This window comes from Candidatus Arsenophonus triatominarum, from assembly GCF_001640365.1.
GTDB classification, from domain to species: domain Bacteria; phylum Pseudomonadota; class Gammaproteobacteria; order Enterobacterales; family Enterobacteriaceae; genus Arsenophonus; species Arsenophonus triatominarum.
Genome location: NZ_LWMI01000010.1, coordinates 348,207 through 373,466, shown reverse-complemented (window position 1 = coordinate 373,466; position 25,260 = coordinate 348,207). Strand labels below are relative to the sequence as shown.

The window sequence follows — 25,260 nt, the reverse complement described above, 5'->3', positions numbered from 1 at the left end:
AATTAACCATTGCTTTTAAGTCATTTCTGGAATTTTATATGCCTGTGCGAAACTCGTGAGATCTAGAAAAGTTATGCTAACCGAGATGGGATGAGGTTTGGCTGGCAGTTGATGCCATTCTCGGCTCTAAAGTAAAATTTTATAAATATTAATATGTTATATAAAATCAAGTCTGAAATGATATATAATAAAGTTTTACATTGGCTGATTAGCATAAAATATAATTCAAGGTAAAAAAAACTTGGGGATAACTAAGTTATTAAAATAATAAATATATGTAGATAATTGGTTGTGGATGAAACTGTTTTTTTATCCAGTATGATAAAGATATATTTTTAGTGGAGAGGGTTAGATGAGTAAAGTCTTCAAATTACATGCTGAATTTCAACCTGCCGGTGATCAGCCCGCAGCTATAAAGAAATTAATCGAAGGTCTTAATGATGGATTGGCTCATCAAACCTTACTTGGTGTCACCGGATCGGGTAAAACATTCACTATCGCTAACGTTATTGAGCAGGTTAACCGCCCTGTAATGGTAATGGCTCACAATAAGACGTTGGCTGCACAATTATATAGTGAGATGAAGGCTTTTTTTCCTGACAATGCGGTGGAATATTTTGTTTCTTATTATGATTATTATCAACCAGAAGCGTATGTTCCAAGCTCCGATACCTTTATTGAAAAAGACGCTTCTATTAACGAACATATTGAACAGATGCGACTCTCTGCCACTAAAGCACTGCTTGAAAGACGTGATGTTATTGTTGTTGCTTCGGTATCAGCGATTTATGGTTTAGGTGATCCTGATAGCTATCTAAAAATGATGCTTCATTTAACCAAAGGTATGATTATTGATCAGCGAGCTATCTTACGCCGCCTGGCCGATTTGCAATATAGCCGCAATGATCAAGCATTTCAGCGAGGTACATTTAGAGTTAGGGGGGAAGTGATTGATATTTTTCCTGCCGAATCAGATCAATATGCGTTACGAGTTGAATTATTTGATGAGGAAGTAGAACGGCTAGCGCTTTTTGATCCCTTAACCGGACAGATCCAACATAATGTACCGCGATTTACCATTTATCCTAAAACCCACTATGTAACTCCACGTGAGCGTATCCTTGAAGCCATGGAGCAGATTAAAACTGAATTGGCACAAAGACGTAAATTACTACTGGAAAATAGTAAACTAGTTGAGGAGCAGCGGTTAACACAGCGTACCCAGTTTGATTTGGAGATGATGAATGAATTGGGTTATTGTTCTGGTATTGAAAATTATTCACGTTATCTTTCTGGCCGTGCAACTGATGAACCACCACCAACGTTGTTTGACTATTTACCCGCAGATGGTTTATTAGTTATTGATGAATCGCATGTCACCATCCCACAGATTGGCGGTATGTATCGTGGTGATCGCTCCCGTAAAGAGACATTGGTAGAATATGGTTTTCGCTTACCTTCTGCGTTGGATAATCGCCCGTTACGTTTTGAGGAATTTGAAGCACTTTCCCCACAAACAATTTATATTTCTGCCACGCCAGGTAAGTATGAATTGGAAAAATCGGCGAATGAAATTATTGAGCAAGTTGTCCGGCCAACTGGCTTACTCGATCCCGAAATTGAAGTTCGTCCGGTAGCCACTCAGGTTGATGATCTGTTATCTGAAATCAATTTGCGTACAGCGGTAAATGAACGAGTGCTAGTAACAACGTTAACCAAAAGAATGGCAGAAGATTTGACCGATTATCTGCAAGAACATGACATAAAGGTTCGTTATTTGCATTCAGATATTGATACCGTTGAACGGGTCGAAATTATTCGTGATTTACGATTAGGCTTATTTGATGTTTTAGTGGGCATCAACTTGTTGCGTGAAGGGTTGGACATGCCAGAGGTATCACTAGTTGCTATCTTAGACGCAGATAAAGAAGGATTTTTACGTTCAGAGCGTTCATTAATTCAAACGATTGGGCGTGCAGCGCGTAACCTGAAAGGTAAAGCTATTTTATATGGCGATAAGGTTACTGATTCAATGGCAAAAGCGATTAAAGAAACGGAACGTCGTCGCGAAAAGCAAATCGCCTTTAATCAACAGCATGGTATTGTGCCTAAAGGTTTAAATAAAAAAGTTGGCGATATTTTACAAGTCGGTGTACCGGTATCGGCAAAAGGTAAACATAAACAACCGCAAGTATCACCGATTATCGAAGATTATCAGAAACTTTCGGCCAAAGAATTGGAGCTAAAAATTCAGACGTTAGAAGCACAAATGTATCGTTATGCACAAGATCTTGAATTTGAACAAGCAGCCAGTTTACGCGATCAAATTCAATTGCTACGTGAACAGTTTATTGCTAATTCTTAAAGCATTAGACAATTTTTATCCGCAGTGCGGCGCAACCACGCACTTTAAGGCGGGGTGGGTGCCAAGCAAGGCGCTATCTGGCATTCGGGTAAGGAGATAAGTTAAAAGGTTTAAGTTGATGAATTTTGTGTGCCATGTCTTCAATAGCCTGGCGCAATAAGTCTCGATCATGACGGTAACAGACATTTTGGTCAGCGAGTTTTCTTTGGAGCACGATTCGATCTGGTAGGCTTGATGTATCGGTTACTGGACCAACGATAACCGCATCAATTTTCTGTTGGCAAATGTGTTTTTCAATCATTGCAATTTTTTCGGTTAGTTGCATATTGGCAGCGGGTTGGTTTAGTTCTTTACCAAGATGGTCGCCTATGGCGACGACTTGTCATTGCTTGTTAGTACTGGTATAACCCGATACCTATTTCTCAATCTTTTGGTCCCTTTTATGTCACCGCGTTTTAGTCATGTTTTTCAATTTGGTCAACGCTGGCTCAATTGGCTTAATCGCCAACCCCCTGATAGTGTCCGAACTGTTGTGATGGAAACCATGGTAAAGATTATGGCTTGCGGCACTTCGCTCATGGGGTGGTCAATTTTGTAGTGGCATACTAAATTTGGCCACCTAAGTTGAGGTGATATAGCTAGGCGACTTAATTTTGATTACAGCATATGTATTAAAAACAGGTCATCGATAGTGCATCCTGTTTCCATCTTTTTACGTTTAGCTTGAGACCATTTATGTTCTATAGGATTTAAATCTGGTGAATACACAGGCAAATATTCTATCTGGTGTCCTGCGTTTATAATTGCCTGTTCAATATTCTTACCTTTGTGAAAGCTAGCGTTGTCCATAAAAATAACAGAATTTTCAGGAAGTTCTGGGAGCAATATTTTTGTGATCCAAACATAAAAAAACATCACGATTAATATTGCAATCAAATAATCCGATAGCAAAAAGGGTTGTTCCCAATAAAGCGCCAATATAGCTAGGCGACTTAATTTTGATTACAAGGTGTGTTATGAGTTATACAATTGATTTTCGACGTAAAGTAATATCTGTAAGGAAAGCCGAAGGTTTAACAATTCGAGAAACTGCGAAACAATTCCGTATTGGAAAAGCGTCTTTAGTACGTTGGCTTAAACGACCAGAGCCAAAAAATTCAACGCCACGTAAGAGGAAGCTCGATAAAAATGCTTTAGCAAAAGATGTGGAACAGTATCCAGATGCTTACCAAAAGGAACGGGCAGAGCGATTCGGTGTTTGTAAAAAGACTATTTGGCAATCCCTTAAAAAGCTGGGATTAACCTATAAAAAAAACTCTATTCCATCCAAAAACCAACGAAAGCGACAGGCTGGCACATCAGCAAAAAAGACAACAGTATGAAAAAAAAGATAAATCTGTTGTTTTTATTGATGAAAGTGGTTTTTCACATGACACTCCACGAACTCACGGCTATTCCCCAAAAGGTCACCGTTGTTTTGGCCTGAAAAACTGGGGTGCTAAGGGAAGAACAAATGTTATTGGCGCTTTATTGGGAACAACCCTTTTTGCTATCGGATTATTTGATTGCAATATTAATCGTGATGTTTTTTATGTTTGGATCACAAAAATATTGCTCCCAGAACTTCCTGAAAATTCTGTTATTTTTATGGACAACGCTAGCTTTCACAAAGGTAAGAATATTGAACAGGCAATTATAAACGCAGGACACCAGATAGAATATTTGCCTGTGTATTCACCAGATTTAAATCCTATAGAACATAAATGGTCTCAAGCTAAACGTAAAAAGATGGAAACAGGATGCACTATCGATGACCTGTTTTTAATACATATGCTGTAATCAAAATTAAGTCGCCTAGCTATAGTAAAAAAATAGAGATGGTTCATTATCAGTATTCAGGTAACGAACATGATGTTATTGCTGGCATAGGTTTAGTTAATTTACTTTGGCATAATCTAACAACTGTTGAATCAATTCTTATTGATTATCGTATTTATGATAAAGATTCCGATGGAAAAACAAAAAATACGCATTTTTCCGAAATGCTCGCACTTGCTAAAAAAAGAGGGATCAAGCCTGAAGCGGTAGCGATGGATGCTTGGTATTCTAGCCTGGATAATCTGAAATCAATTCGATCTCATGGTTGGGTTTGGGTAACTACGTTGAGAAAAAATCGGATTGTTAACCGTAATATAACCTGAGTTCGGGATAAGAAATAAAGTGAAAGTCTTGCTATTCAAATAGTTGAATGCGCATATTTCGTTAAAATACTCTAACAATCTGGTTAAAGAGTAGAGCATTGTTAAACAATTATGGAAAATCTTACTGAACTTTATTGCCTGATGGATGATTTTTGTAAAGACTTCGAGCCAAAAATGCATGAAATTTTGCTGAATAACGGTAGTAAGCTTCGTAGACGGTCTACTCAGCTTTCATTGGCTGAAATGATGAGACTGGTTGTTTTGTTTCATCAACTCCGATTCAGCCAATTCAAGGTATTTTATCTCTATCATGTCCGTTTATATCTCCGGAAGGAATTTCCTAACTTGCCATCATATTCACGCTGCGTAGAGTTACTTCCGCGCAGTGCCTTAGCTTTAACGGCACTGTTTGAGTCAATTAAGGGAAAGTGCACGGATCTGTCGGTTGCCGATTCTACTCCGATAGCTGTGTGATAACTTACGGATCCGCAGGCATAAAGTCTTCGATGGGATAGCTGAACGAGGAAAAACCTCAACAGGTTGGTTCTTTGGTTTCAAACTTCATGTAATTATCAATCATTTGGGGGAAATACTTAGTTTTCGACTTACACCAGGAAACACAGATGATCGGAAACCATATTACCTGAGCTGATAAAAGATCTTTCTGGTTATTTGTATGCGGATAAAGGGTATTTATCGGCTTCACTGAAACAGCAACTGAAAACAATGGGAATTAACCTTATAACGAATATCAAGAAGAAAATGAAGCCTGTTGAACAGACTTGTTGAGGGTGTTCATAATTCTGTGTCAGGGGATTTTATATTTTGATTATACCATCTAGGCGCCCTTTAAAATAGATGGACAATTGAGCAATGGTTAACGCCCAGTTACTAATCGGCATAGTCCATTTGTTGGATACCTGATTGATGCCAATATAAAGTAATTTTAATAAGCTGTTTTCATTAGGAAAGCCCCTTTGGTTTTAGTTAATTTCCTAAACTGCCGATGAACCGCCTCTACTGCATTGGTCGTATAAATGGGTTTTCTAATGGCTTTAGGGTATCGAAAATAAGCACTGAGCAACTCCCATTTACTTCGCCAGGATTCTAGCACTATCGGGTATTTTTCACCCCATTTCGTTTCCAGTTCATCAAGGGCAAGCTCAGCAGCCGCTTTAGTATCTGCACGATAAACCGGCTTTAAATCAGCCATAAAGGCTTTTTGGTCTTTAACTGGCAATATAACGTAAGCTATTGCGAATTTGATGAACTACGCATAGCTGAACTTCTGTCTGCGGGAAAATACTGGCTATCGCTTCTGGAAACCCTTTTAATCCGTCAACACAAGCGATTAAAATATCTTGTATACCACGGTTATGTAAGTCAGTCAGAACGCTCAGCCAATGATGTGCTCCTTCTGTTTCAGACATATAGAGTCCTAACAATTCCTTATGCCCATCGGTGGTTAGTCCAAGTACTGTGTAGATTGCCTTATTGATATAGTGACCATCATGTTTTATCTTGTAATGAATGGCATCGAGCCAGACAAAAGGATAGAGCGCCTCCAGAGGGCGTTGTTGCCAGGCTTTTAATTCAGGGAGTAATTTGTCAGTAATATGCGTAATAGCTCCATCTGATATTTCCAGTCCATATAATTCTGCAACATGTTTTTGAATATCGCGATAACTCATGCCTAATGCAAATAACGATAGGATTTTGTTATCAATATCCTCTGATAATTTTGTCTGATTTTTCTTAATGAGCTGAGGCTCAAAAGCACCTGACCTGTCTCTGGGCGTTTTCAGTTCAAATTGACCTGATGTCGATTTAACCGTTTTTCGAGTATAGCCATTTTTACGCGTATCGATTGACGTTGTCGATAGGTAGTGTTCTATTTCTGCCTGCAGGGCAGCTTCGGTCAGCTGTTTTATGAGTGGTGTGAGTATTCCATCCGTACCGAGTAAATTTTTACCTGATTGTAATTGCTTCAACGCTTCATCAAAATTAAATGATTGATTTCTCATATGTCATACCTCTTTTTTTGAGTTTAAGATATGACACAGATTTTTGAACACTACCGACTTGTTTCGACAAAGCCATCTTGCGTCATCGTTCTGTCATTGAAACGGTATTTGATGAGTTAAAAAATCTTTGTCAGATAGCGCATACGCGGCACCGCTCTCCTGCTAACTTTGTAGTGAATTTATTAGCCGGGCGGGTTGCATATTGTTTAATTCCATCTAAACCAAAGATACCGGTGGCAGGAACATATCTTCAAGCATAATTGATAATGCTTATTCCGAACTCAGGTTATATTACGGTTAACAATCCGATTTTTTCTCAACGTAGTTACCCAAACCCAACCATGAGATCGAATTGATTTCAGATTATCCAGGCTAGAATACCAAGCATCCATCGCTACCGCTTCAGGCTTGATCCCTCTTTTTTTAGCAAGTGCGAGCATTTCGGAAAAATGCGTATTTTTTGTTTTTCCATCGGAATCTTTATCATAAATACGATAATCAATAAGAATTGATTCAACAGTTGTTAGATTATGCCAAAGTAAATTAACTAAACCTATGCCAGCAATAACATCATGTTCGTTACCTGAATACTGATAATGAACCATCTCTATTTTTTTACTACGTGTTTTGGCAATTAGTGTATCGTCAGCTATTAGTACACAAGTTTTTTTTGTCTGTCTATAGATGTTTCAACTAATCTCCACAGGTCTTTAGGTCGAAAACACCTGCTTTTTAGCCATCGACTAATAGTGTCATGAGACAAAGGTGATGGGCTTACTTCTGATAACGCCAAACCAGAGTATCTCACACTGCTTACTTGTAAGAATGTTTTGTAGATATATTTAATGCATGGATAAACTGACAAAATATAAACATCCTAATTTTTTCTTGTTTTCACGAGTTTCGCACCAATAAAAAAACGCTCTATTTTTAAGTTTGATTCAGCATAATATATAAATAGACAAAATCTTATAAATTAAAAGCAACTTATTGTAATTTAAATAAATTTATACATTTTAGTAACTTGCAAATTAACCATTGCTTTTAAGCCATTTCTGGAATTTTATATGCCTGTGCGAAACTCGTGGTTTTGAACTTTATACTTCTTTTTCGGAGCTTGCGAAACTCGTGAACCTTATAACGAATATCAAGAAGAAAATGAAGCCTGTTGAACAGACTTGTTTCGACAAAGCCATCTCGCGCCATCATTCTGTCATTGAAACGGTATTTGATGAGTTAAAAAATCTTTGTCAGATAGAGAGCATACGCGGCACCGCTCACGTGCTAACTTTGTAGTGAATTTATTAGCAGGGCGGGTTGCATATTGTTTAATTCCATCTAAACCAAAGATGCCGGTGGCAGGAACATATCTTCAAGCATAATTGATAATGCTTATCCCGAACTCAGGTTATATTACATTATTTTCAGCTAATTGATTAACTTGTTGAATTGCAACCTATAGATTTGAGTGCTTAATCGCTTTTTTAAATATTTAGCAATAAGATTTATAGCAACCATCACATTACGCTATTATTGTATGTGGTGTTATCAACTCCTAGCCTTTTTACCTAAGTTTGTGAACTTAACATTTAAATAGGGTATTAAGGCCGTGGCATTTATCAGCCACCAGGGTGCAAGGTAGAAATGACTGCATCTCCCATATTTGGAAAGGCGTTATTATGACTCAACTTATTGATACTTTTGCCCGTAAATTCTACTACTTAAGACTATCCATAACGGATGTATGTAATTTTCGCTGCACATATTGTCTACCAAATGGATATAAATCGAATGGTGATCAAGCCTTTTTATCGTTGCAGGAAATTGCTTTTCTGACTAAAGCTTTCGCTGAGCTTGGTACCGAAAAAATTCGCTTAACCGGCGGCGAACCCACCATGCGTCGTGATTTTATTGACATTATTGCTACCATCAAGCAAAACCATGCGATCAAAAAAATTGCCGTAACTACTAATGGTTATCGGCTGGCCAAAAATGTTAGCCAGTGGAAAAATGCAGGTTTAACGGACATTAATGTGAGTGTTGATAGTTTTGATCCGCGGCAGTTTTTAGCCATTACCGGGCAAGATAAATTTTTTCAAGTCATGGCAGGGATTGATGCTGCTTTAGAGGCAGGTTATGACAAAATAAAAGTCAATGTTGTGTTGATGAAAAACATCAATGACAGTAATTTAGCGAGTTTTATAAACTGGATCAAATTGCGGTCAATACAACTACGATTTATTGAATTAATGAAAACTGGCGAGAGTGGTAAAATATTTCGTCGTCACCATGTCTCAGGCGAAAAGATCCGGCGGCGCTTATTAGAGCAAAATTGGCAGCAAGTACCACGCTGTCGTTCTGATGGACCGGCCCAGGTTTTTAAGCACCCTGATTACTGTGGTGAAATTGGTTTAATCATGCCTTATGAGAAGAATTTTTGTCAAAGTTGTAATCGCTTACGGGTCTCTCCTATCGGTCATCTTCATCTCTGTCTGTTTGGCGAGCGCAGTATTATTTTACGCGATCTATTGGTTGATGCATCCCAATCTGAGGCATTAAAAACACGTATTCAGGCAGAATTACAGTTAAAACGTGAAAGCCATTTTCTTCATCAAGGAGATAGTGGTATCACGTCAAATCTTTCAATTATTGGGGGATAAATGCGATTTTTAGCGATCTTAAGGAGCTTAAAATGTCTCAATTAACACATATCAACTCAGCGGGTGAGGCGCATATGGTGGATGTGGCTGCTAAAGCGGAAACCATACGTGAAGCGCGGGCTGAAGCATTTATAACAATGAATGCTAAGACTCTTAATATGATTATCAATGGTAGTCATCATAAAGGTGATGTTTTTGCTACTGCGCGGATTGCTGGTATTCAGGCCGCCAAAAAGACGTGGGATCTGATCCCGCTTTGCCATCCGCTATTACTCAGTAAAGTGGAAGTTTTACTGGAAGCACAAATAAGCAATAATTACATTCGAATTGAGTCATATTGTCGGTTATCCGGTAAAACTGGCGTTGAAATGGAAGCGTTGACCGCTGCATCAATTGCCGCATTAACCATTTATGATATGTGTAAAGCGATGCAGAAAGATATGGTGATTAGTGCGGTTAGATTATTGGAAAAAACGGGTGGTAAATCCGTTGATTTTAAGGTAACACCATGATTAAAGTGCTTTTTTTTGCCCAAGTCCGTGAATTGACAGGCACTGATAGGTTAGAGTTAGAAAATCGCTATTCTACGGTAGAAGAATTACGTGATGCATTAAGCCAACGCGGTGAGCGCTGGGCATTAACACTAGAACACAAAAAACTGCTTTTTGCGGTCAATCATACCTTTGTACAGTCAGATCATCCATTAACTGCCGGCGATGAAATCGCATTTTTTCCACCGGTAACGGGAGGATAAATGACAGATACACGATTGCTTATTCAACAAGCGAATTTTAATGTCGGTGAACAATATGAATGGTTAGCACGATGTCATGATGATGGTGCGGTGGTTACTTTCACAGGTAAAGTGCGTAGTCACAACTTGGGTGATAGTATTAACGCCCTCACTCTTGAACATTATCCTGTCATGACAGAGAAAGCGTTACAGGATATTGCCAATGAAGCGCGTGGTCGTTGGCAATTGCAACGTATCTGTATTATTCATCGGATTGGTACTTTACAGCCGGGTGAGGAAATCGTGTTTGTTGGAGTTACTAGCGTCCATCGTAACACTGCTTTTTTAGCCGCAGAATTTATTATGGATTATATGAAAACAAAAGTGCCATTTTGGAAAAAAGAGCATTTAGCGCAAGGGCAAAACAGTCGTTGGGTTGAGGCCAGACCGAGTGATCAAGCCGCATTTCAGCGTTGGTAACACAATTTTTATTGAATTTATTGAAATTTAGCTAAATAAAGTAAAAGTAATGTAAAACCTTCTCTTATTTGCGCATATCAAACCATGGTTTTAGCCAGAAATTATGATAGACTTAACTTAAGTTTACTGAGTTATTTAGTTTACTAAATAGCTTTATCTTTTTAACTCAAGTGATGAGGGTAATCATAATGGATCGATTTGAACATCAAAATGATTCGATCGTCCAGCGCGCTGGCGCAGGTATTCAAACCTATATGGCGCAAGTATACGGCTGGATGGCGGTAGGTTTGTTATTAACTGCGTTTGTTGCTTGGTATGGGATTAATAATAGTAATATTATTATGTATCTGGCGACGCATAGTTGGGTATTGATAGGCCTCATTGTTGCTGAATTTGCATTAGTCATAGGATTATCATTTCTGTTGCCCAAATTGAGTGGCGCGCTGGCAACGGCCATGTTTATGCTCTACTCGGCGCTGACAGGCTTAACCATTTCTCTAGTATTAGTTGCCTACACTGGTGCTTCGGTTGCCAGCACCTTCTTTATCACTGCTGCTATGTTTGGGGCACTTAGTTTTTATGGTTATACAACCAAACGTAGCTTAAGTGGTATGGGTAGTTTCTTATTTATGGCACTAATCGGGCTAATTATTGCTTCATTGGTCAATATTTGGCTGCAAAGTTCTGGCTTAACGTTGGTTATCACCTACGCCGGTGTATTAATTTTTGCAGGTTTGACGGCTTATGATACACAGAAACTGAAAGACATGGGCAGCCAAATTGATAGCAGTGATCAAGAAGGTATGCGTAAATATGCTATTCTTGGTGCATTGACACTCTATTTAGATTTTATTAACTTGTTCTTAATGATGTTACGTATTTTAGGCGATCGCCGTTAATTTAATCTGTTTTTTTAAAAAAATCCTGCTGATAATGTTAGCGGGATTTTTTATTTTACCATTTAGGCAAATTTTCGGCGAAATAACCAATAAGCCAGGCTTGTGGTACATAATGAAATAATTAGCAATGGCCACAAGTTGTGCCATAGTCCGGCCAAATCGGCATATTTTCTATTGGTGAAACATAATCTGATAGCAATACTGACGGCATCATAAAGACAAATACACCAATAAAAGCTTGTTGCTGAGTTGAGCATATAGCGGAGATCAATAAACCAAAACGCACTAATGACAAACCATAAATCGTCATCGTAGTATAAACAATGAACCGGAAAATGAAATTTTGTAACAGAAAATCCCAATAATCAGCACCAATGTTGCCTGAAAGGTGGCAATAAGTAATGCTGGCACTGCTTTACCAATAAAGATCTGTCAGGGAGTCAGAGGTGAAACCAGTAACTGATCGAGTGTTCCTTGTTCACGGGCAATTAACAATGAAGTGACGACTAATACACCAATGGTAGTAATTAATGCTACCAGGGATGGGACAATAAACCATTTGTAATCAAGATTAGGGTTATACCAATGATGAATGATTAATTCGCTATTATTATGCGCTATCTGCTGGTTTGTTAATTGTTGTTGATAATTTTAATAACATGGCTAACTGTGTTAGCGGCGATTTGGGCACTATTAGAGTTTCTACCATCAAGTATTAGTTGAACCGGCGTCGATTTTCCTTGTGCCAGCTGAGCACTAAAATTTTGCGGAAAATGTACCACTAAAAGTGCTTTACGATTATTGATTGTTTCAGCAACTTGTTGATTATTATTGAGTAGTAAGACTTTAGAGAAAGTCGTCGATTTTACCAATCGTTGTGTCAATTCAATCGAATCTTGGCCTTTATCCGCATTAAATATAGCTATTGCACGAGTTTCGCACAAAACTAATTTGGGTACGCTAATAAAACACGGATGTGCTCAGTAATAGCATTTTTGATTACATGCCAATTTTGTTGATAAAGGGTTATTTTTTCAGATATACGACGTTTATGTTGTTCAAACCACGCAGAAATAGCGAGAAAAATATGATTTCTTTGCGCTCGGCTCGTGTGCGAGCCTGACAGCGTTTAATACCACAATTTTGTTTATTAACTTCTCGATGATAAACTTCAACAGACCAACGGGCATCCATGATAGATTTGACGTATTGACGGGTGGGATTGTCTTTGTTTGTTACTAAGTAATCAATACGGCCGTTTTTGGCTGTAAATTTGAAAACAGTCGCCCAACCGTAGCCTCGTAAGTGTATTGGAGTTCCTTCTTCTGAGATGTCTAACTTGTTCAGTTGTTTGTTATGGTTAACCTGAGTTCGGGATAAGAAATAAAGTGAAAGTCTTGCTATTCAAATAGTTGAATGCGCATATTTCGTTAAAATACTCTAACAATCTGGTTAAAGAGTAGAGCATTGTTAAACAATTATGGAAAATCTTACTGAACTTTATTGCCTGATGGATGATTTTTGTAAAGACTTCGAGCCAAAAATGCATGAAATTTTGCTGAATAACGGTAGTAAGCGTCGTAGACGGTCTACTCAGCTTCCATTGGCTGAAATGATGACACTGGTTGTTTTGTTTCATCAACTCCGATTCAGCCAATTCAAGGTATTTTATCTCTATTATGTCCGTTTATATCTCAGGAAGGAATTTCCTAACTTGCCATCATATTCACGCTGCGTAGAGTTACTTCCGCGCAGTGCCTTAGCTTTAACGGCACTGTTTGTGTCAATTAAGGGAAAGTGCACGGGTCTGTCGGTTGCCGATTCTACTCCGATAGCTGTGTGTGATAACTTACGGATCCGCCGGCATAAAGTCTTCTATGGGATAGCTGAACGAGGAAAAACCTCAACAGGTTGGTTCTTTGGTTTTAAACTTCATGTAATTATCAATCATTTGGGGGAAATACTCAGTTTTCGGTTTACACCAGGAAACACAGATGATCGGAAACCATTATAGCTAGGCGACTTAATTTTGATTACAAGGTGTGTTATGAGTTATACAATTGATTTTCGACGTAAAGTAATATCTGTAAGGAAAGCCGAAGGTTTAACAATTCGAGAAACTGCGAAACAATTCCGTATTGGAAAAGCGTCTTTAGTACGTTGGCTTAAACGACCAGAGCCAAAAAATTCAACGCCACGTAAGAGGAAGCTCGATAAAAATGCTTTAGCAAAAGATGTGGAACAGTATCCAGATGCTTACCAAAAGGAACGGGCAGAGCGATTCGGTGTTTGTAAAAAGACTATTTGGCAATCCCTTAAAAAGCTGGGATTAACCTATAAAAAAAACTCTATTCCATCCAAAAACCAACGAAAGCGACAGGCTGGCACATCAGCAAAAAAGACAACAGTATGAAAAAAAAGATAAATCTGTTGTTTTTATTGATGAAAGTGGTTTTTCACATGACACTCCACGAACTCACGGCTATTCCCCAAAAGGTCACCGTTGTTTTGGCCTGAAAAACTGGGGTGCTAAGGGAAGAACAAATGTTATTGGCGCTTTATTGGGAACAACCCTTTTTGCTATCGGATTATTTGATTGCAATATTAACCGTGATGTTTTTTATGTTTGGATCACAAAAATATTGCTCCCAGAACTTCCTGAAAATTCTGTTATTTTTATGGACAACGCTAGCTTTCACAAAGGTAAGAATATTGAACAGGCAATTATAAACGCAGGACACCAGATAGAATATTTGCCTGTGTATTCACCAGATTTAAATCCTATAGAACATAAATGGTCTCAAGCTAAACGTAAAAAGATGGAAACAGGATGCACTATCGATGACCTGTTTTTAATACATATGCTGTAATCAAAATTAAGTCGCCTAGCTATACCTGAGCTGATAAAAGATCTTTCTGGTTGTTTGTATGCGGATAAAGGGTATTTATCGGCTTCACTGAAACAGCAACTGAAAACAATGGGAATTAACTTTATAACGAATATCAAGCACGAGTTTCGCACAGGTATATAAAATTCCAGAAATGGCTTAAAAGCAATGGTTAATTTGCAAGTTACTAAAACGTATAAATTTGTTTAAATTACAATAACTTGCTTTTAACTTATAAGGTTTTGTCTATTTATATATTATGCTGAATTAAACTTAAAAATAGAGCGTTTTTATTGATGCTAAACTCGTGCAGGCTAGAATACCAGGCATCCATCACTACCGCTTCTTTTAGCAAGAGCGAGCATTTCGGAAAAGTGCGTGTTTTTTGTTTTTCCATCAGAATCTTTATCATAAATACGATAATCAATAGGAATTGATTCAACAGTTGTTAGATTATGCCAAAGTAAATTAACTAAACCTATGCCAGCAATAACATCATGTTCATTACCTGAATATTGATAATGGACCATCTCTATTTTTTTACTACGTGTTTTGGCAATCAATGTATCATCGGCAATTAGTACGCAAGGGCTTTTTTTGTCTATAGAAGGTTGAACTAATCGCCATAAGTCTTTGCACGAGTTTCGCATCAATAAAAACGCTCTATTTTTAAGTTTAATTCAGCATAATATATAAATAGACAAAACCTTATAAATTAAAAGCAAGTTATTGTAATTTAAACAAATTTATACGTTTTAGTAACTTGCAAATTAACCATTGCTTTTAAGCCATTTCTGGAATTTTATATACCTGTGCGAAACTCGTGTAGTTTATTGCCAACCAAAACATTTTATCGAATTTGCCCTGAATTATATCAAGCAAGTAAAACTGTATCAGGTACATTAGTGCGTATTCAATTACTGGGTCAGCATCTGCAATGGTTAGCTGAAAATGCGGCACGAGCAGTAGAGTTAGGCTCTTGGGGGATGGATTTCAATAGTGGCTGCCCGTCTCCGACAGTTAATGGCCATGGCGGTGGGGAGACACTACTAAAACCTGAGTTCGGGATAAGCGATAGTTGCGAGAAAATAAAAATAGCCGATTTATCAAAAAATATTTTAAAATCAAAAAGATAAAAAAAGCAGGAAAATTCTTAGTGATAGCAGGTTAAAAAAGAAGCTATTCTTCTCTACTAAAATCATGAAAAAAACAAAATTAATACTGTTTTATGTAATTATTTTTAGTTAACTATTTGAATATGTGATAAAAAATTATGATCCTTATCCCGAACTCAGGTTACTAAAGGATCCTGAGCGGATATATCAGGCTGCTAAGGCGATCAGGGAAGCAGTACCTACGAATTTACCTACTTCAGTAAAAGTCAGGTTAGGTTGGGATGATCGTTGTCTGGCATTTGAAATTGCCTATGCGATGTAGTAGCTCAGACTTGATCTAACAGTTTTACCGGTTATTTATACAGTATCTGTCAGGTTAAATTTGATTTAAATCTTTTTCTCGCCAAAGTTGTTTTCCCTCATATAAAGTTGCCATAGGAGTTCGACCGCAACACATTTTTCCTTGATAAGTGCGTTGGTTATTGTATTCGTCTAACCATTTGTCTAAATCAGCTTGTAATTCGGCTAAATTACCGAAGATTTTCTTGCGAAAAGCCACCTGATAGAACTCTTGTAATACAGTTTTATGAAAGCGTTCACAAATCCCATTGGTTTGAGGTGAACGAGCTTTAGTTTTTGTATGATCAATATCGTTGATAGCGAGATAAAGTTGATAGTCGTGATGCTCAACTTTACCGCAATACTCACTGCCTCTGTCCGTCAGTATACGTAAAATCGGTAATCCATGCTGGGTGTAAAAGGCAGAACCTTGTCATTTAATAAATCTGCCACCGTTATCCCGCTTTTCGTTGTGTAAAGCTTACAATGAACGACTTTACTGTAAGTATCAATGTAAGTCTGTTGATAAACACGACCAACGCCTTTTAAATGACCGACATAAAAAGTGTCCTGTGACCCCAAATAACCCTGATGTGCTGTTTCGATCTCACCATTGGCCTCATATCCTGTACTTTTTTTTCGAGTGCGCTGATTTGTGATTCTGACAGGATAATCCCTTCTGTCGCTATTTTATCTTCTAGCGCCTTTAGACGTTTTTTTAAATTTTCAAGATGATGACGTAGCCAAATAGAACGAACACCACTTCCCGAAACAAAAATTCCTTTTTTTCTTAGTTCATTACTACCGCGGTGTTGTCCGTGTGCAGGGTATTCAATCGCATACTCAACTACAGCGCTTTCAATCTGTTCATCTACTCTATTTTTTACGTTAGGTACCCGTCGATTTTGATTAATTAAGGCATCGATCCCACCATCGTTAACAAGTTCTTGATAGCAATAGAAAGTATCTCGGGATACACCCATAATCTTACAGGCTTTTGATACGTTATGAAGCTCTTCAGTAAGGTTAAGTAACCCGACTTTATGTTTGATGATAGCATTATTTGTTTGATACATAGAATTACCTTTTATTTAATTATCTAATGATGTTAATTAAAACCGGTAACGCTCTTTTTTAAATCAGAATTGTCAGATTAAGTTAAGACTAATGAACTAAAAAACAGTATAAAATACAACATATTATAAGGCGCCTAATTGACTAATATAAAATGATTATCACAAATTTTTGATAAAAAATAGCTTATCTATTTGCATTTCTGGCGGTTAGGTTCTTTACTAAAAAGTGTTCATATATTTGAAATGTTAGCAAGTTAGTTTTTTAACTTATTTGATATGTTGGATATTTCGGAGGGTGTGTATGGGGATTTTGTCCTGGGTTATTTTTGGTTTGATCGCTGGTATTATTGCTAAGTGGGTCATGCCAGGTGCTTACAATATGGGGATTATCATGACCATTATCCTCGGTATTGTCGGCGCAGTTGTCGGCGGTTATATCAGTACCTTCTTTGGTAAAGGCAAAGTGGATGACTTTAATTTAAGCAGTTTTATTGTTGCCGTAATTGGTGCTATCGTTGTCCTTTTTATCGCCGGAATGATCGGTCGCCCATAGCCCACTATCTAAAGATAATAAGCATTTCTCATATAAAAACATAACTGCAAACTGGCAGTTATGTTTTTATTTTATGATTATTTATCAAATAGATACAAAACAATTATCACTATAACTCACTATTCACTCACGATAAACTTATTTCATTCCATCCTTTACTTTTTTCATCTTGATATTTTGCTGTCATATCCGCTGATTTATGACCGAGCAAATTTTGAGCTAATTCACTGCTCATTTTTGTAGTATATAATCTGGCTGATAAACTACGGATTTCATGAAAAGAGGGAGCAGTTCCCTCCCACGACAAATTTGTTTTGTCTCTTGTTTTTGCAAATTGTACTGAAATTTTTGTAGTAGTAAGTTGTTTTCCGTTTATTGAAATAACAAATTGAGAATTTTTATTTATATTATAGCTAGGCGACTTAATTTTGATTACAAGGTGTGTTATGAGTTATACAATTGATTTTCGACGTAAAGTAATATCTGTAAGGAAAGCCGAAGGTTTAACAATTCGAGAAACTGCGAAACAATTCCGTATTGGAAAAGCGTCTTTAGTACGTTGGCTTAAACGACCAGAGCCAAAAAATTCAACGCCACGTAAGAGGAAGCTCGATAAAAATGCTTTAGCAAAAGATGTGGAACAGTATCCAGATGCTTACCAAAAGGAACGGGCAGAGCGATTCGGTGTTTGTAAAAAGACTATTTGGCAATCCCTTAAAAAGCTGGGATTAACCTATAAAAAAAACTCTATTCCATCCAAAAACCAACGAAAGCGACAGGCTGGCACATCAGCAAAAAAGACAACAGTATGAAAAAAAAGATAAATCTGTTGTTTTTATTGATGAAAGTGGTTTTTCACATGACACTCCACGAACTCACGGCTATTCCCCAAAAGGTCACCGTTGTTTTGGCCTGAAAAACTGGGGTGCTAAGGGAAGAACAAATGTTATTGGCGCTTTATTGGGAACAACCCTTTTTGCTATCGGATTATTTGATTGCAATATTAATCGTGATGTTTTTTATGTTTGGATCACAAAAATATTGCTCCCAGAACTTCCTGAAAATTCTGTTATTTTTATGGACAACGCTAGCTTTCACAAAGGTAAGAATATTGAACAGGCAATTATAAACGCAGGACACCAGATAGAATATTTGCCTGTGTATTCACCAGATTTAAATCCTATAGAACATAAATGGTCTCAAGCTAAACGTAAAAAGATGGAAACAGGATGCACTATCGATGACCTGTTTTTAATACATATGCTGTAATCAAAATTAAGTCGCCTAGCTATATTTAAAACATCATTTAATTTCATATTCTCAATTTCTATATTTAATGGGATAGCTATTTTATTTTCTGTCTTTTGCTGAACAACCCAAAGTTTATTATCATACACGAGTTTCGCAATCTCCAAAAAAGAAGTATAAATTTAAAAACAAGAAAAAATTAGGGTGTTCATATTTTGTCCGGTTATCCATGCATTAAAAATATCTATAAAACATTCTTACAAGTAAGCAGTGTAAGATACTCTGGTTTGGCGTTATCAGAAATAAGCTCATCGCCTTTATCTCATGACACTGTTAGCCGATGGCTAAAAAGTAGATGTTTTCGACCTAAAGACCTATAGCGATTAGTTCAACCTTCTATAGACAAAAAAAGCCCTTGCGTACTAATTGCCGATGGTACATTGATTGCCAAAACACGTAGTAAAAAAATAGAGATGGTCCATTATCAATATTCAGGTAATGAACATGATGTTATTGCTGGCATAGTTTTAGTTAATTTACTTTGGCATAATCTGTATTAGTCTTAACTTAATCTGACAATTCTGATTTAAAAAAGAGCGTTATCGGTTTTAATTAACATCATTAGATAATTAAATAAAAGGTAATTCTATGTATCAAACAAATCAAACATAAAGTCGGGTTACTTAACCTCGCTGAAGAGCTTATAACGTCTCAAAAGCCTGTAAGATTATGGGGGTATCCCGAGATACGTTTTATCGCTACCAGGAACTTGTTAACGATGGTGGGATAGACGCTTTAATTAATCAAAATCGACGGGTGCCTAACGTAAAAAATAGAGTAGACGAACAGATTGAAAGCGCTGTAGTTGTAGTGGCTCAGACTTAATCTAACAGTTACCGGTTATTTATACAGTACCTGTCAGGTTAAATTTGATTTAAATCTTTCTCTCTCCAAAGTTGTTTTCCATCGTGTAAAGTTGCCATAGGCGTTCGACCGCAACACATTTTTCCTTGATGAGTGCGTTGGTTATTATATTCCGCTAACCATTTATCTAAGTCAGCTTGTAATTCATCTAAAGCCCTATAGATTTTCTTACGAAAAGCCACCTGATAGAACTCTTGTAATACAGTTTTATGAAAGCGTTCACAAATCCCATTAGTTTGAGGTGAACGAGCTTTAGTTTTTGTATGATCAATATCATTGATAGCGAGATAAAGTTGATAATCGTGATGTTCAACTTTACCACAATACTCACTGTCTCTGTCCGTCAGTATACGTAACACTGGTAACCCATGCTGGGAATAAAAAGGGAGAACCTTGTCATTTAATAAATCTGCCGCCGTTATCGCGCTTTTTGTTGTGTAAAGCTTACAATAAGCGTGTTGCTTAATAGTGAAATAAGGGTATTTCGGTGATTGAAGTAAATTTTAGGCTGTTCTGAGATGGAAATTCCAAAGACCGGCACTAAGGAGTAAAAAGGTATCATCAATAAAGGGTCTACGATTCCGTAAAATTTGGGTCATACAACCGAGGCGCTTGATACCCGCGATGGCGTGTTCAACCGTAATACGGATGCCCGAGATTATTTTATTTTCTTGTTTTTGTTCAGGCGATAAAGGTCTTTTTCGAGTTCCTTTTTTTGGGATTTGTGTATTAGGATGCTGTTTATCTATACCTTGAAAACCGGTATCGGCCCAGATGGTTACCTCAGGGGGAATATGGCGAATTATATCGACTTTATCGAGTAAGCGTTTATCGTGACGGCGCCCATTTTTGATCATGGGGATAAATCCAATTTTCCTCGTTTCGTCAGTCATAATAAGCCCTTTTCGTGTGGTCTGTCTTTTCTTTCCCGAATACATTTTTTTTCGCCGACGCAGATTCTTAGGCTTTTGGACAGGTCGCTCTGTCCCATCAATAAAGACGTCTTTAACTCCAGGAAAGACGCGAAAAAATTCCTCAGCAGAGCGAATTTGACGAGCGGGCAAAACACATTCTCGCCCCAAGGTCATCTCTAAAACCGGCAATAATATTTTTACCCAGCGACATACCCGTGTTCTATCTAAACCAAAAAGAAGTCCTTGCAAATCATAGGTCGGATAACATTTTAAATACAATAAAATAAAAAGCAGTTTATCTAATGGGGTTGGGATAAATCCTTTCTGCCCTGCACCCATCTGCCGCTCGTGATCTTTTCGATTCTTTTTCCGATAAATCAAATAACAAGCTGAAAATTCAGCGGCTAAATTTTTCAATTCTTCGACTGATAATCCAATGATTGCTTTACATAAACGATTATCTCGTAACAACCGCTCTTTGTTGATCATTTCAAACCGTTATTTTCTAAGTTAAACCTCTTTTTATTGTCTATAGCGTGACAAAAAATGCAAGTCTCTATTCAGCAACTATTTTAATGAACGACTTTACTGTAAGTATCAATGTAAGTTTGTTGATAAACACGACCAACGCCTTTTAAATGACCGACATAAAAAGTATCTTGTGAACCCAGATAACCTGGATGCGCTGTTTCAATCTCACCACAGGCTTCATCATCTTGCGCTTTCTTTTCTAGAGCACTGATTTGTGATTCTGACAGGATAATTCCTTCTGTTGCGATTTTATCTTCAAGCGCTTTTAGGTGTTTTGTAAAATTATCAAGATTATGGCGCAGCCAAATAGAGCGAACGCCACCCCCGAAATAAAAATGCCTTTTTTTCTTAGTTCATTACTACTGCGGTGTTGACCGTGTGCAGGGTATTCAATCGCATACTCAACTACAGCGCTTTCAATCTGTTCATCTACTCTATTTTTTACGTTAGGCACCCGTCGATTTTGATTAATTAAAGCGTCTATTGTAGTGGTCAACTAAAATTGGCCACCCTACCTGACTGTTCACGGAACAGTCGCTCTGATTCGTTTGGCGTTAATCCACCGTTATACCAGTGAGGTCTTATATCGCTATAGTAGTCGGTTATGTAGCGAATAATGGCTTACTGAGCAGTACTAAAGCTTTGGTAGCCAGTCGTTGGCACCCATTCGGTCTTCAGACTACGGAAGAATCGTTCCATCGGACTATTATCCCAACAATTCCCTCTGCGACTGATACTTTGGGTCATCTGATAACGCCACAATGCCTGCCTATACTGACGACTGGTATAATAAGCCTGTTGCTCAATAGCAAAATTAATTATGACTTACAAAAAAACCAGCCAATGATGATAAAATAATCAATTTTTGCATTAAAAATAACCCATATAAGATTAAAAAATAAACTATTTTTGTATTTTTTAGATGTATCTAACTTGTTTTTATTTTAAGCAACTTTATTTCACTATTGAGCAACATGCTTAATGACTTCCCTGATCACTATGGAACATCACCTGTTTGGGATGCCCACGTAGTTCCCAAGCCATTTGTAGTGCTTTGGCGGTTAATTCTGAGTCTGGTGCAAATGACATTGCCCAGCCCACCGGTTTTCGGGCAAACAAATCCAATACCACAGCCAGATAGGCCCATCGTGAGCCTGTCCAAATATAGGTTACTTCGCCGCACCAAACCTGGTCAGGCTTTGTAACAGCGAACTGCCTATTGAGCAGATTTGGAATATCAATACGTTCATTTCCACCGCGGTTGTATTTATGTTTTCGCTCTTGGCAACTGACGATGATTAATTCTTTCATCAACTTACCCGCTAACCACCGCCCAAGTTTCACGTTGTGTGTATTGGTAACCATCGTGGCGATAGTCCTTGCGCCAGCAGAGCCGCCACTAACCTTCCACGCTTCGCTGACTAGGCTACGTTTTATCGTCCGCTCAATATCTGGCTCCTTAGGCCGACACCAATAGCGATAACTGCTTCGGTGAACATTAAAAATACGACACAAAGTTTTCACCGGATAAAGCACTCTTAGCTTTTCAACTACCGAAAATTTTTCAGTGAGTCGGACATTAAGAGCGCAGTAGCCTTTTTTAAGATGTCATTCTCCATTTCCAGCCGGTGGATTTTTTTCTTCATTTCTCTGAACTCAATTTGTTCAGGTGTTAATGGCAGACCAGGCGATGTTTTCCCTTGACGTTCTAAACGAAGGGCTCTTACCCACCGGCTAATCGCTGAAAGACTGACGTTCATGCCTTTCGCGGCTTCCTGGTAGGTGTAATTTTGGTCAAGGACTAATTTGGCGGTTTCACATTTAAATTCAGCAGTAATTATTTTACTCATTTCGGCACCTATAAAAATTATGAGGTAAGCATATCACCTCAACTTAGGTGGCCAAATTTAGTATGCCACTACATTACTACTGCGGTGTTGTCCGTGTGCAGGGTATTCAATCGCATACTCAACTACAGCGCTTTCAATCTGTTCATCTACTCTATTTTTTACGTTAGGCACCCGTCGATTTTGATTAATTAAAGCGTCTATCCCACCATCGTTAACAAGTTCCTGGTAGCGATAAAACGTATCTCGGGATACCCCCATAATCTTACAGGCTTTTGAGACGTTATTAAGCTCTTCAGCGAGGTTAAGTAACCCGACTTTATGTTTGATGATAGGATTATTTGTTTGATACATAGAATTACCTTTTATTTAATTATCTAATTTAAATCAGAATTGTCAGATTAAGTTAAGACTAATATAGTTAATTAAAACCGGTAACGCTCTCACGAGTTTCGCACCAATAAAAAAACGCTCTATTTTTAAGTTTAATTCAGCATAATATATAAATAGACAAAATCTTATAAATTAAAAGCAACTTATTGTAATTTAAACAAATTTATACGTTTTAGTAACTTGCAAATTAGCCATTGCTTTTAAGCCATTTCTGGAATTTTATATGCCTGTGCGAAACTCGTGGCTCTTTTTTAAATCAGAGTTGTCAGATTAAGTTAAGACTAATACACTTTAATGAAAAAGATTCCCGCTTCTTCTAAAACTTTACATTGTTTGGATGGTTTCTGATAGCCTGTTAACTCTTTCATTTGTTCATCTGTAATAAACATAAAGCCTGTTGCTAAATAAGGGCATTAATTAGAATTTATCAAAAAATTAAAAGTTGACTATAAAATAATCACATTTTAAATTGAAAATAATCCATTTTAGATTAAAAAACAAACCACTCTCGTGTTTTTGAAGTGTATGTGAGTCGTTTTTGTTTAAAGCAGCGTGAGTTCACTATTTGGCAACAGGCTTATAGAATTATTATTCACGTTTATGTCCTCATTGAAAAACTCACACTATTCTCAGGCGGTTCATTGCCCCACAAAAACATATAGCCTAAGTACGAATGGTTATATTCGTTCTTTGTCAGGTGATAGATATGATTTAGTATGGGAAAGTATGAGTATTGCGGTGCGCCGTTTGATGCTCTGTTATAGTACTCCCATGGGTATCATTTTATAAATTCTCTTAAATGAACGGTTATTTTGGGTTCTGGTATTTCTACGCTGCAATCAAACAAAGCCTGACCCTATGCAAATGTCATGTAGGTCAAAAGCAATCAAATATATCGTTTTTATAGAATTATCGCTGTGATTATACAAATATGTCTCTGCACAGTATTCTAATAATTCTTTCTTATCTCTTTTTTGAGTAGATATGAAGCAGACTCTACCGAATTTACCATGTTCCTTTCTAACCTTGTCGATATTATTAGATTCAAATTTAAACTCGTTTTTCACAAAATACAATAAATCATACGAATGTTCTTCTTTCACTTTAAGACCTTGAAGTTAATTATCTATACCAATAAATTATTTTCATCATCTCACCATGATAAATAACCTGCATCCCTGCTTTTATATGATCACGAGTTTCGCACAGGCATATAAAATTCCAGAAATGGCTTAAAAGCAATGGTTAATTTGCAAATTACTAAAACATATAAATTTGTTTAAATTACAATAAGTTGCTTTTAATTTATAAGATTTTGTCTATTTATATATTATGCTGAATTAAACTTAAAAATAGAGCGTTTTTTTATTGGTACGAATACGAAACTCGCGTGATGTAACGTTTTTCGGTATTTATGGACGTTATTCATAATATTTATCCGGTTATTGATAAAATAGTAGTGTAAAATTCTTAGCTTTATTGATTAAATGAATGCAAATGTTGATAAAAAAGTGATCATTTATGAATTATTTATGGTAGCATTGTTGGCGTTGTGTGTTAGTTAACAGCAACATTTTCCCTGGTGTTGGCCAGCCTTGCGCTGGTCTTTTTTTTAGTGATGCGGAAATACCAAATAGCTGTCAATTTCTAGTGAATACTTTGGCTATTAGCAAATAACGATTTCAGATTGATACCGTATACCTGTAGCCATGATTCAGCAGGCCATGACTTTACCTGACCATAACGGATATCCGGTATTTCTTTAGCTTCCACCTTGTTCTCACGACACCATTGACGAAGTGGGGCAAATTAAATGTATTAGTCTTAACTTAATCTGACAATTCTGATTTAAAAAAGAGCGTTACCGGTTTTAATTAACATCATTAGATAATTAAATAAAAGGTAATTCTATGTATCAAACAAATAATCCTATCATCAAACATAAAGTCCGCTGAAGAGCTTAATAACGTCTCAAAAGCCTGTAAGATTATGGGGGTATCCCGAGATACGTTTTATCGCTACCAGGAACTTGTTAACGATGGTGGGATTGTAGTGGCATACTAAATTTGG

General features: G+C 37.2%; 20 protein-coding genes, 22 pseudogenes and 1 riboswitch. Of the genes and pseudogenes, 25 read left to right on the top strand and 17 right to left on the bottom strand.

Going from position 1 to position 25,260, the window contains the following annotated elements:
- Positions 1-352 precede the first annotated feature (352 nt).
- Positions 353-2,365, top strand: coding sequence for an excinuclease ABC subunit UvrB (gene uvrB / locus AYJ55_RS10390; RefSeq protein ID WP_063656198.1), 2,013 nt, complete (start codon positions 353-355; stop codon positions 2,363-2,365).
- A 73-nt stretch (positions 2,366-2,438) separates the two neighbouring features.
- Here uvrB and AYJ55_RS10385 read toward each other — a convergent pair whose 3' ends face one another.
- Positions 2,439-2,690 carry a hypothetical protein gene (locus AYJ55_RS10385; RefSeq protein WP_063656197.1) on the bottom strand — a complete coding sequence of 84 codons (252 nt, stop codon included), beginning with the start codon at positions 2,688-2,690 and terminating at the stop codon, positions 2,439-2,441.
- 117 nt (positions 2,691-2,807) lie between these two features.
- Between AYJ55_RS10385 and AYJ55_RS33005 the strand changes: the two are divergent.
- Positions 2,808-2,954: pseudogene (locus AYJ55_RS33005) on the top strand (IS91 family transposase); the annotation flags it as partial.
- A 68-nt stretch (positions 2,955-3,022) separates the two neighbouring features.
- On the opposite strand, the gene AYJ55_RS10375 reads toward AYJ55_RS33005, so the two are convergent.
- Complete coding sequence (locus AYJ55_RS10375) at positions 3,023-3,214, bottom strand: transposase (RefSeq protein WP_245677337.1); 192 nt, start codon at positions 3,212-3,214, stop codon at positions 3,023-3,025.
- Positions 3,215-3,381: 167 nt separating this feature from the next.
- Between AYJ55_RS10375 and AYJ55_RS10370 the strand changes: the two genes are divergently transcribed.
- The 4 genes and pseudogenes from AYJ55_RS10370 to AYJ55_RS35885 form a co-directional block, all read left to right on the top strand.
- Complete coding sequence (locus AYJ55_RS10370; protein WP_063653415.1) at positions 3,382-3,747, top strand: IS630 transposase-related protein; 366 nt, start codon at positions 3,382-3,384, stop codon at positions 3,745-3,747.
- Positions 3,671-4,204, top strand: coding sequence for an IS630 family transposase (locus tag AYJ55_RS10365; protein ID WP_162505291.1), 534 nt, complete (start codon positions 3,671-3,673; stop codon positions 4,202-4,204). Before AYJ55_RS10370 ends, AYJ55_RS10365 begins: the two co-directional genes overlap by 77 nt.
- A gap of 23 nt (positions 4,205-4,227) precedes the next feature.
- A pseudogene (locus AYJ55_RS10360) lies at positions 4,228-4,557 on the top strand (transposase); the annotation flags it as partial.
- 120 nt (positions 4,558-4,677) lie between these two features.
- Positions 4,678-5,352 (top strand): annotated as a pseudogene (locus AYJ55_RS35885) (IS982 family transposase); the annotation flags it as partial.
- 32 nt (positions 5,353-5,384) lie between these two features.
- Here the strand turns inward: AYJ55_RS35885 and AYJ55_RS10350 are convergent.
- Positions 5,385-6,590: pseudogene (locus tag AYJ55_RS10350) on the bottom strand (IS256 family transposase).
- A 56-nt stretch (positions 6,591-6,646) separates the two neighbouring features.
- Here AYJ55_RS10350 and AYJ55_RS25735 point away from each other — a divergent pair.
- A pseudogene (locus AYJ55_RS25735) lies at positions 6,647-6,850 on the top strand (transposase); the annotation flags it as partial.
- Between the two features lie 30 nt (positions 6,851-6,880).
- Here AYJ55_RS25735 and AYJ55_RS35880 read toward each other — a convergent pair.
- A pseudogene (locus AYJ55_RS35880) lies at positions 6,881-7,455 on the bottom strand (transposase); the annotation flags it as partial.
- Between the two features lie 263 nt (positions 7,456-7,718).
- Here AYJ55_RS35880 and AYJ55_RS25730 point away from each other — a divergent pair.
- The 6 genes and pseudogenes from AYJ55_RS25730 to AYJ55_RS10320 form a co-directional block, all read left to right on the top strand.
- Positions 7,719-7,972, top strand: a pseudogene (locus tag AYJ55_RS25730) (transposase); the annotation flags it as partial.
- A 158-nt stretch (positions 7,973-8,130) separates the two neighbouring features.
- Positions 8,131-8,280, top strand: a riboswitch (molybdenum cofactor riboswitch).
- Positions 8,270-9,250, top strand: coding sequence for a GTP 3',8-cyclase MoaA (gene moaA / locus AYJ55_RS10340; RefSeq protein ID WP_063656296.1), 981 nt, complete (start codon positions 8,270-8,272; stop codon positions 9,248-9,250). It overlaps the preceding riboswitch by 11 nt.
- Before the next feature lie 32 nt (positions 9,251-9,282).
- Positions 9,283-9,762: a cyclic pyranopterin monophosphate synthase MoaC gene (gene moaC / locus AYJ55_RS10335; protein ID WP_063656191.1), complete on the top strand. Its 480-nt coding sequence runs from the start codon at positions 9,283-9,285 to the stop codon at positions 9,760-9,762.
- Positions 9,759-10,004 (top strand): molybdopterin synthase sulfur carrier subunit, encoded by a 246-nt coding sequence (gene moaD / locus AYJ55_RS10330; RefSeq protein WP_063656190.1) that lies wholly within the window; start codon positions 9,759-9,761, stop codon positions 10,002-10,004. Before moaC ends, moaD begins: the two co-directional genes overlap by 4 nt.
- Positions 10,005-10,463: a molybdopterin synthase catalytic subunit MoaE gene (gene moaE, locus AYJ55_RS10325; RefSeq protein WP_063656189.1), complete on the top strand. Its 459-nt coding sequence runs from the start codon at positions 10,005-10,007 to the stop codon at positions 10,461-10,463.
- 188 nt (positions 10,464-10,651) lie between these two features.
- Entirely contained in the window at positions 10,652-11,362 is a 711-nt protein-coding gene (locus tag AYJ55_RS10320; protein WP_063656188.1) for a Bax inhibitor-1/YccA family protein, read from the top strand.
- Between the two features lie 62 nt (positions 11,363-11,424).
- On the opposite strand, the pseudogene AYJ55_RS28655 reads toward AYJ55_RS10320, so the two are convergent.
- A pseudogene (locus AYJ55_RS28655) lies at positions 11,425-12,288 on the bottom strand (ABC transporter permease); the annotation flags it as partial.
- Positions 12,289-12,308: 20 nt separating this feature from the next.
- Positions 12,309-12,727 (bottom strand): annotated as a pseudogene (locus AYJ55_RS35875) (transposase); the annotation flags it as partial.
- Positions 12,728-12,842: 115 nt separating this feature from the next.
- On the opposite strand from AYJ55_RS35875, the pseudogene AYJ55_RS10305 reads away from it, so the two are divergent.
- The 4 genes and pseudogenes from AYJ55_RS10305 to AYJ55_RS35870 form a co-directional block, all read left to right on the top strand.
- Positions 12,843-13,373, top strand: a pseudogene (locus AYJ55_RS10305) (IS982 family transposase); the annotation flags it as partial.
- A gap of 36 nt (positions 13,374-13,409) precedes the next feature.
- Positions 13,410-13,775 carry an IS630 transposase-related protein gene (locus AYJ55_RS10300; RefSeq protein ID WP_063653415.1) on the top strand — a complete coding sequence of 122 codons (366 nt, stop codon included), beginning with the start codon at positions 13,410-13,412 and terminating at the stop codon, positions 13,773-13,775.
- Entirely contained in the window at positions 13,699-14,232 is a 534-nt protein-coding gene (locus AYJ55_RS10295; protein ID WP_162505291.1) for an IS630 family transposase, read from the top strand. The genes AYJ55_RS10300 and AYJ55_RS10295 overlap by 77 nt, the downstream gene beginning before the upstream one ends.
- Before the next feature lie 12 nt (positions 14,233-14,244).
- Positions 14,245-14,382: pseudogene (locus AYJ55_RS35870) on the top strand (transposase); the annotation flags it as partial.
- 178 nt (positions 14,383-14,560) lie between these two features.
- On the opposite strand, the pseudogene AYJ55_RS10290 reads toward AYJ55_RS35870, so the two are convergent.
- Positions 14,561-14,888: pseudogene (locus AYJ55_RS10290) on the bottom strand (IS701 family transposase); the annotation flags it as partial.
- A gap of 174 nt (positions 14,889-15,062) precedes the next feature.
- Here AYJ55_RS10290 and AYJ55_RS33000 point away from each other — a divergent pair.
- Together AYJ55_RS33000 and AYJ55_RS25710 are read left to right on the top strand one after the other, a co-directional pair.
- Positions 15,063-15,305 (top strand): annotated as a pseudogene (locus AYJ55_RS33000) (tRNA-dihydrouridine synthase); the annotation flags it as partial.
- Between the two features lie 205 nt (positions 15,306-15,510).
- Positions 15,511-15,687 carry a tRNA-dihydrouridine synthase gene (locus tag AYJ55_RS25710; protein WP_162505450.1) on the top strand — a complete coding sequence of 59 codons (177 nt, stop codon included), beginning with the start codon at positions 15,511-15,513 and terminating at the stop codon, positions 15,685-15,687.
- A gap of 54 nt (positions 15,688-15,741) precedes the next feature.
- Here AYJ55_RS25710 and AYJ55_RS10280 read toward each other — a convergent pair.
- Positions 15,742-16,780, bottom strand: a pseudogene (locus tag AYJ55_RS10280) (IS481 family transposase).
- Positions 16,781-17,081: 301 nt separating this feature from the next.
- Between AYJ55_RS10280 and AYJ55_RS10275 the strand changes: the two are divergent.
- Positions 17,082-17,333, top strand: coding sequence for a GlsB/YeaQ/YmgE family stress response membrane protein (locus AYJ55_RS10275; protein WP_063656180.1), 252 nt, complete (start codon positions 17,082-17,084; stop codon positions 17,331-17,333).
- Positions 17,334-17,460: 127 nt separating this feature from the next.
- Here AYJ55_RS10275 and AYJ55_RS28650 read toward each other — a convergent pair whose 3' ends face one another.
- Positions 17,461-17,739 carry a tyrosine-type recombinase/integrase gene (locus AYJ55_RS28650; protein ID WP_281181127.1) on the bottom strand — a complete coding sequence of 93 codons (279 nt, stop codon included), beginning with the start codon at positions 17,737-17,739 and terminating at the stop codon, positions 17,461-17,463.
- 40 nt (positions 17,740-17,779) lie between these two features.
- Between AYJ55_RS28650 and AYJ55_RS10265 the strand changes: the two genes are divergently transcribed.
- From AYJ55_RS10265 to AYJ55_RS10255, 4 genes and pseudogenes are all read left to right on the top strand, one after another.
- Complete coding sequence (locus AYJ55_RS10265; RefSeq protein ID WP_063653415.1) at positions 17,780-18,145, top strand: IS630 transposase-related protein; 366 nt, start codon at positions 17,780-17,782, stop codon at positions 18,143-18,145.
- A complete protein-coding gene (locus AYJ55_RS10260; protein ID WP_162505291.1) occupies positions 18,069-18,602 on the top strand; it encodes an IS630 family transposase in 534 nt (177 codons plus the stop codon). The genes AYJ55_RS10265 and AYJ55_RS10260 overlap by 77 nt, the downstream gene beginning before the upstream one ends.
- 194 nt (positions 18,603-18,796) lie before the next feature.
- A pseudogene (locus AYJ55_RS35865) lies at positions 18,797-19,135 on the top strand (IS701 family transposase); the annotation flags it as partial.
- Positions 19,136-19,224: 89 nt separating this feature from the next.
- Positions 19,225-19,457, top strand: a pseudogene (locus AYJ55_RS10255) (helix-turn-helix domain-containing protein); the annotation flags it as partial.
- Positions 19,458-19,504: 47 nt separating this feature from the next.
- On the opposite strand, the pseudogene AYJ55_RS10250 reads toward AYJ55_RS10255, so the two are convergent.
- The 8 genes and pseudogenes from AYJ55_RS10250 to AYJ55_RS10220 all read right to left on the bottom strand — a co-directional run.
- Positions 19,505-19,960, bottom strand: a pseudogene (locus AYJ55_RS10250) (integrase core domain-containing protein); the annotation flags it as partial.
- Between the two features lie 48 nt (positions 19,961-20,008).
- Positions 20,009-20,908 (bottom strand): transposase family protein, encoded by a 900-nt coding sequence (locus tag AYJ55_RS10245; protein WP_063656176.1) that lies wholly within the window; start codon positions 20,906-20,908, stop codon positions 20,009-20,011.
- Positions 20,909-21,000: 92 nt separating this feature from the next.
- Positions 21,001-21,434, bottom strand: a pseudogene (locus AYJ55_RS28645) (transposase family protein); the annotation flags it as partial.
- Between the two features lie 8 nt (positions 21,435-21,442).
- A pseudogene (locus AYJ55_RS25705) lies at positions 21,443-21,739 on the bottom strand (integrase core domain-containing protein); the annotation flags it as partial.
- 192 nt (positions 21,740-21,931) lie between these two features.
- Positions 21,932-22,800, bottom strand: a pseudogene (locus tag AYJ55_RS10235) (IS3 family transposase); the annotation flags it as partial.
- Positions 22,801-22,872: 72 nt separating this feature from the next.
- Positions 22,873-23,151: pseudogene (locus tag AYJ55_RS10225) on the bottom strand (helix-turn-helix domain-containing protein); the annotation flags it as partial.
- A 320-nt stretch (positions 23,152-23,471) separates the two neighbouring features.
- A complete protein-coding gene (locus tag AYJ55_RS25700) occupies positions 23,472-23,579 on the bottom strand; it encodes a DUF4224 domain-containing protein (RefSeq protein WP_162505448.1) in 108 nt (35 codons plus the stop codon).
- A gap of 450 nt (positions 23,580-24,029) precedes the next feature.
- Positions 24,030-24,293, bottom strand: a complete 264-nt coding sequence (locus AYJ55_RS10220) for a hypothetical protein (RefSeq protein WP_063656167.1) — start codon at positions 24,291-24,293, stop codon at positions 24,030-24,032.
- Positions 24,294-25,100: 807 nt separating this feature from the next.
- Between AYJ55_RS10220 and AYJ55_RS25695 the strand changes: the two are divergent.
- Positions 25,101-25,239 (top strand): annotated as a pseudogene (locus AYJ55_RS25695) (helix-turn-helix domain-containing protein); the annotation flags it as partial.
- Positions 25,240-25,260: the final 21 nt, after the last annotated feature.

What these genes read in the sequence shown, in the direction of transcription:
- uvrB (WP_063656198.1), top strand. Translation starts at nt 353, where the DNA reads ATGAGTAAAGTCTTCAAATTACATGCTGAATTTCAACCTGCCGGTGAT.
- AYJ55_RS10385 (WP_063656197.1), bottom strand. Translation starts at nt 2,690, where the DNA reads ATGCAACTAACCGAAAAAATTGCAATGATTGAAAAACACATTTGCCAA.
- AYJ55_RS10375 (WP_245677337.1), bottom strand. Translation starts at nt 3,214, where the DNA reads ATGGACAACGCTAGCTTTCACAAAGGTAAGAATATTGAACAGGCAATT.
- AYJ55_RS10370 (WP_063653415.1), top strand. Translation starts at nt 3,382, where the DNA reads ATGAGTTATACAATTGATTTTCGACGTAAAGTAATATCTGTAAGGAAA.
- moaA (WP_063656296.1), top strand. Translation starts at nt 8,270, where the DNA reads ATGACTCAACTTATTGATACTTTTGCCCGTAAATTCTACTACTTAAGA.
- moaC (WP_063656191.1), top strand. Translation starts at nt 9,283, where the DNA reads ATGTCTCAATTAACACATATCAACTCAGCGGGTGAGGCGCATATGGTG.
- moaD (WP_063656190.1), top strand. Translation starts at nt 9,759, where the DNA reads ATGATTAAAGTGCTTTTTTTTGCCCAAGTCCGTGAATTGACAGGCACT.
- moaE (WP_063656189.1), top strand. Translation starts at nt 10,005, where the DNA reads ATGACAGATACACGATTGCTTATTCAACAAGCGAATTTTAATGTCGGT.
- AYJ55_RS10320 (WP_063656188.1), top strand. Translation starts at nt 10,652, where the DNA reads ATGGATCGATTTGAACATCAAAATGATTCGATCGTCCAGCGCGCTGGC.
- AYJ55_RS10300 (WP_063653415.1), top strand. Translation starts at nt 13,410, where the DNA reads ATGAGTTATACAATTGATTTTCGACGTAAAGTAATATCTGTAAGGAAA.
- AYJ55_RS10275 (WP_063656180.1), top strand. Translation starts at nt 17,082, where the DNA reads ATGGGGATTTTGTCCTGGGTTATTTTTGGTTTGATCGCTGGTATTATT.
- AYJ55_RS10265 (WP_063653415.1), top strand. Translation starts at nt 17,780, where the DNA reads ATGAGTTATACAATTGATTTTCGACGTAAAGTAATATCTGTAAGGAAA.
- AYJ55_RS10245 (WP_063656176.1), bottom strand. Translation starts at nt 20,908, where the DNA reads ATGATCAACAAAGAGCGGTTGTTACGAGATAATCGTTTATGTAAAGCA.
- AYJ55_RS25700 (WP_162505448.1), bottom strand. Translation starts at nt 23,579, where the DNA reads ATGTTTATTACAGATGAACAAATGAAAGAGTTAACAGGCTATCAGAAA.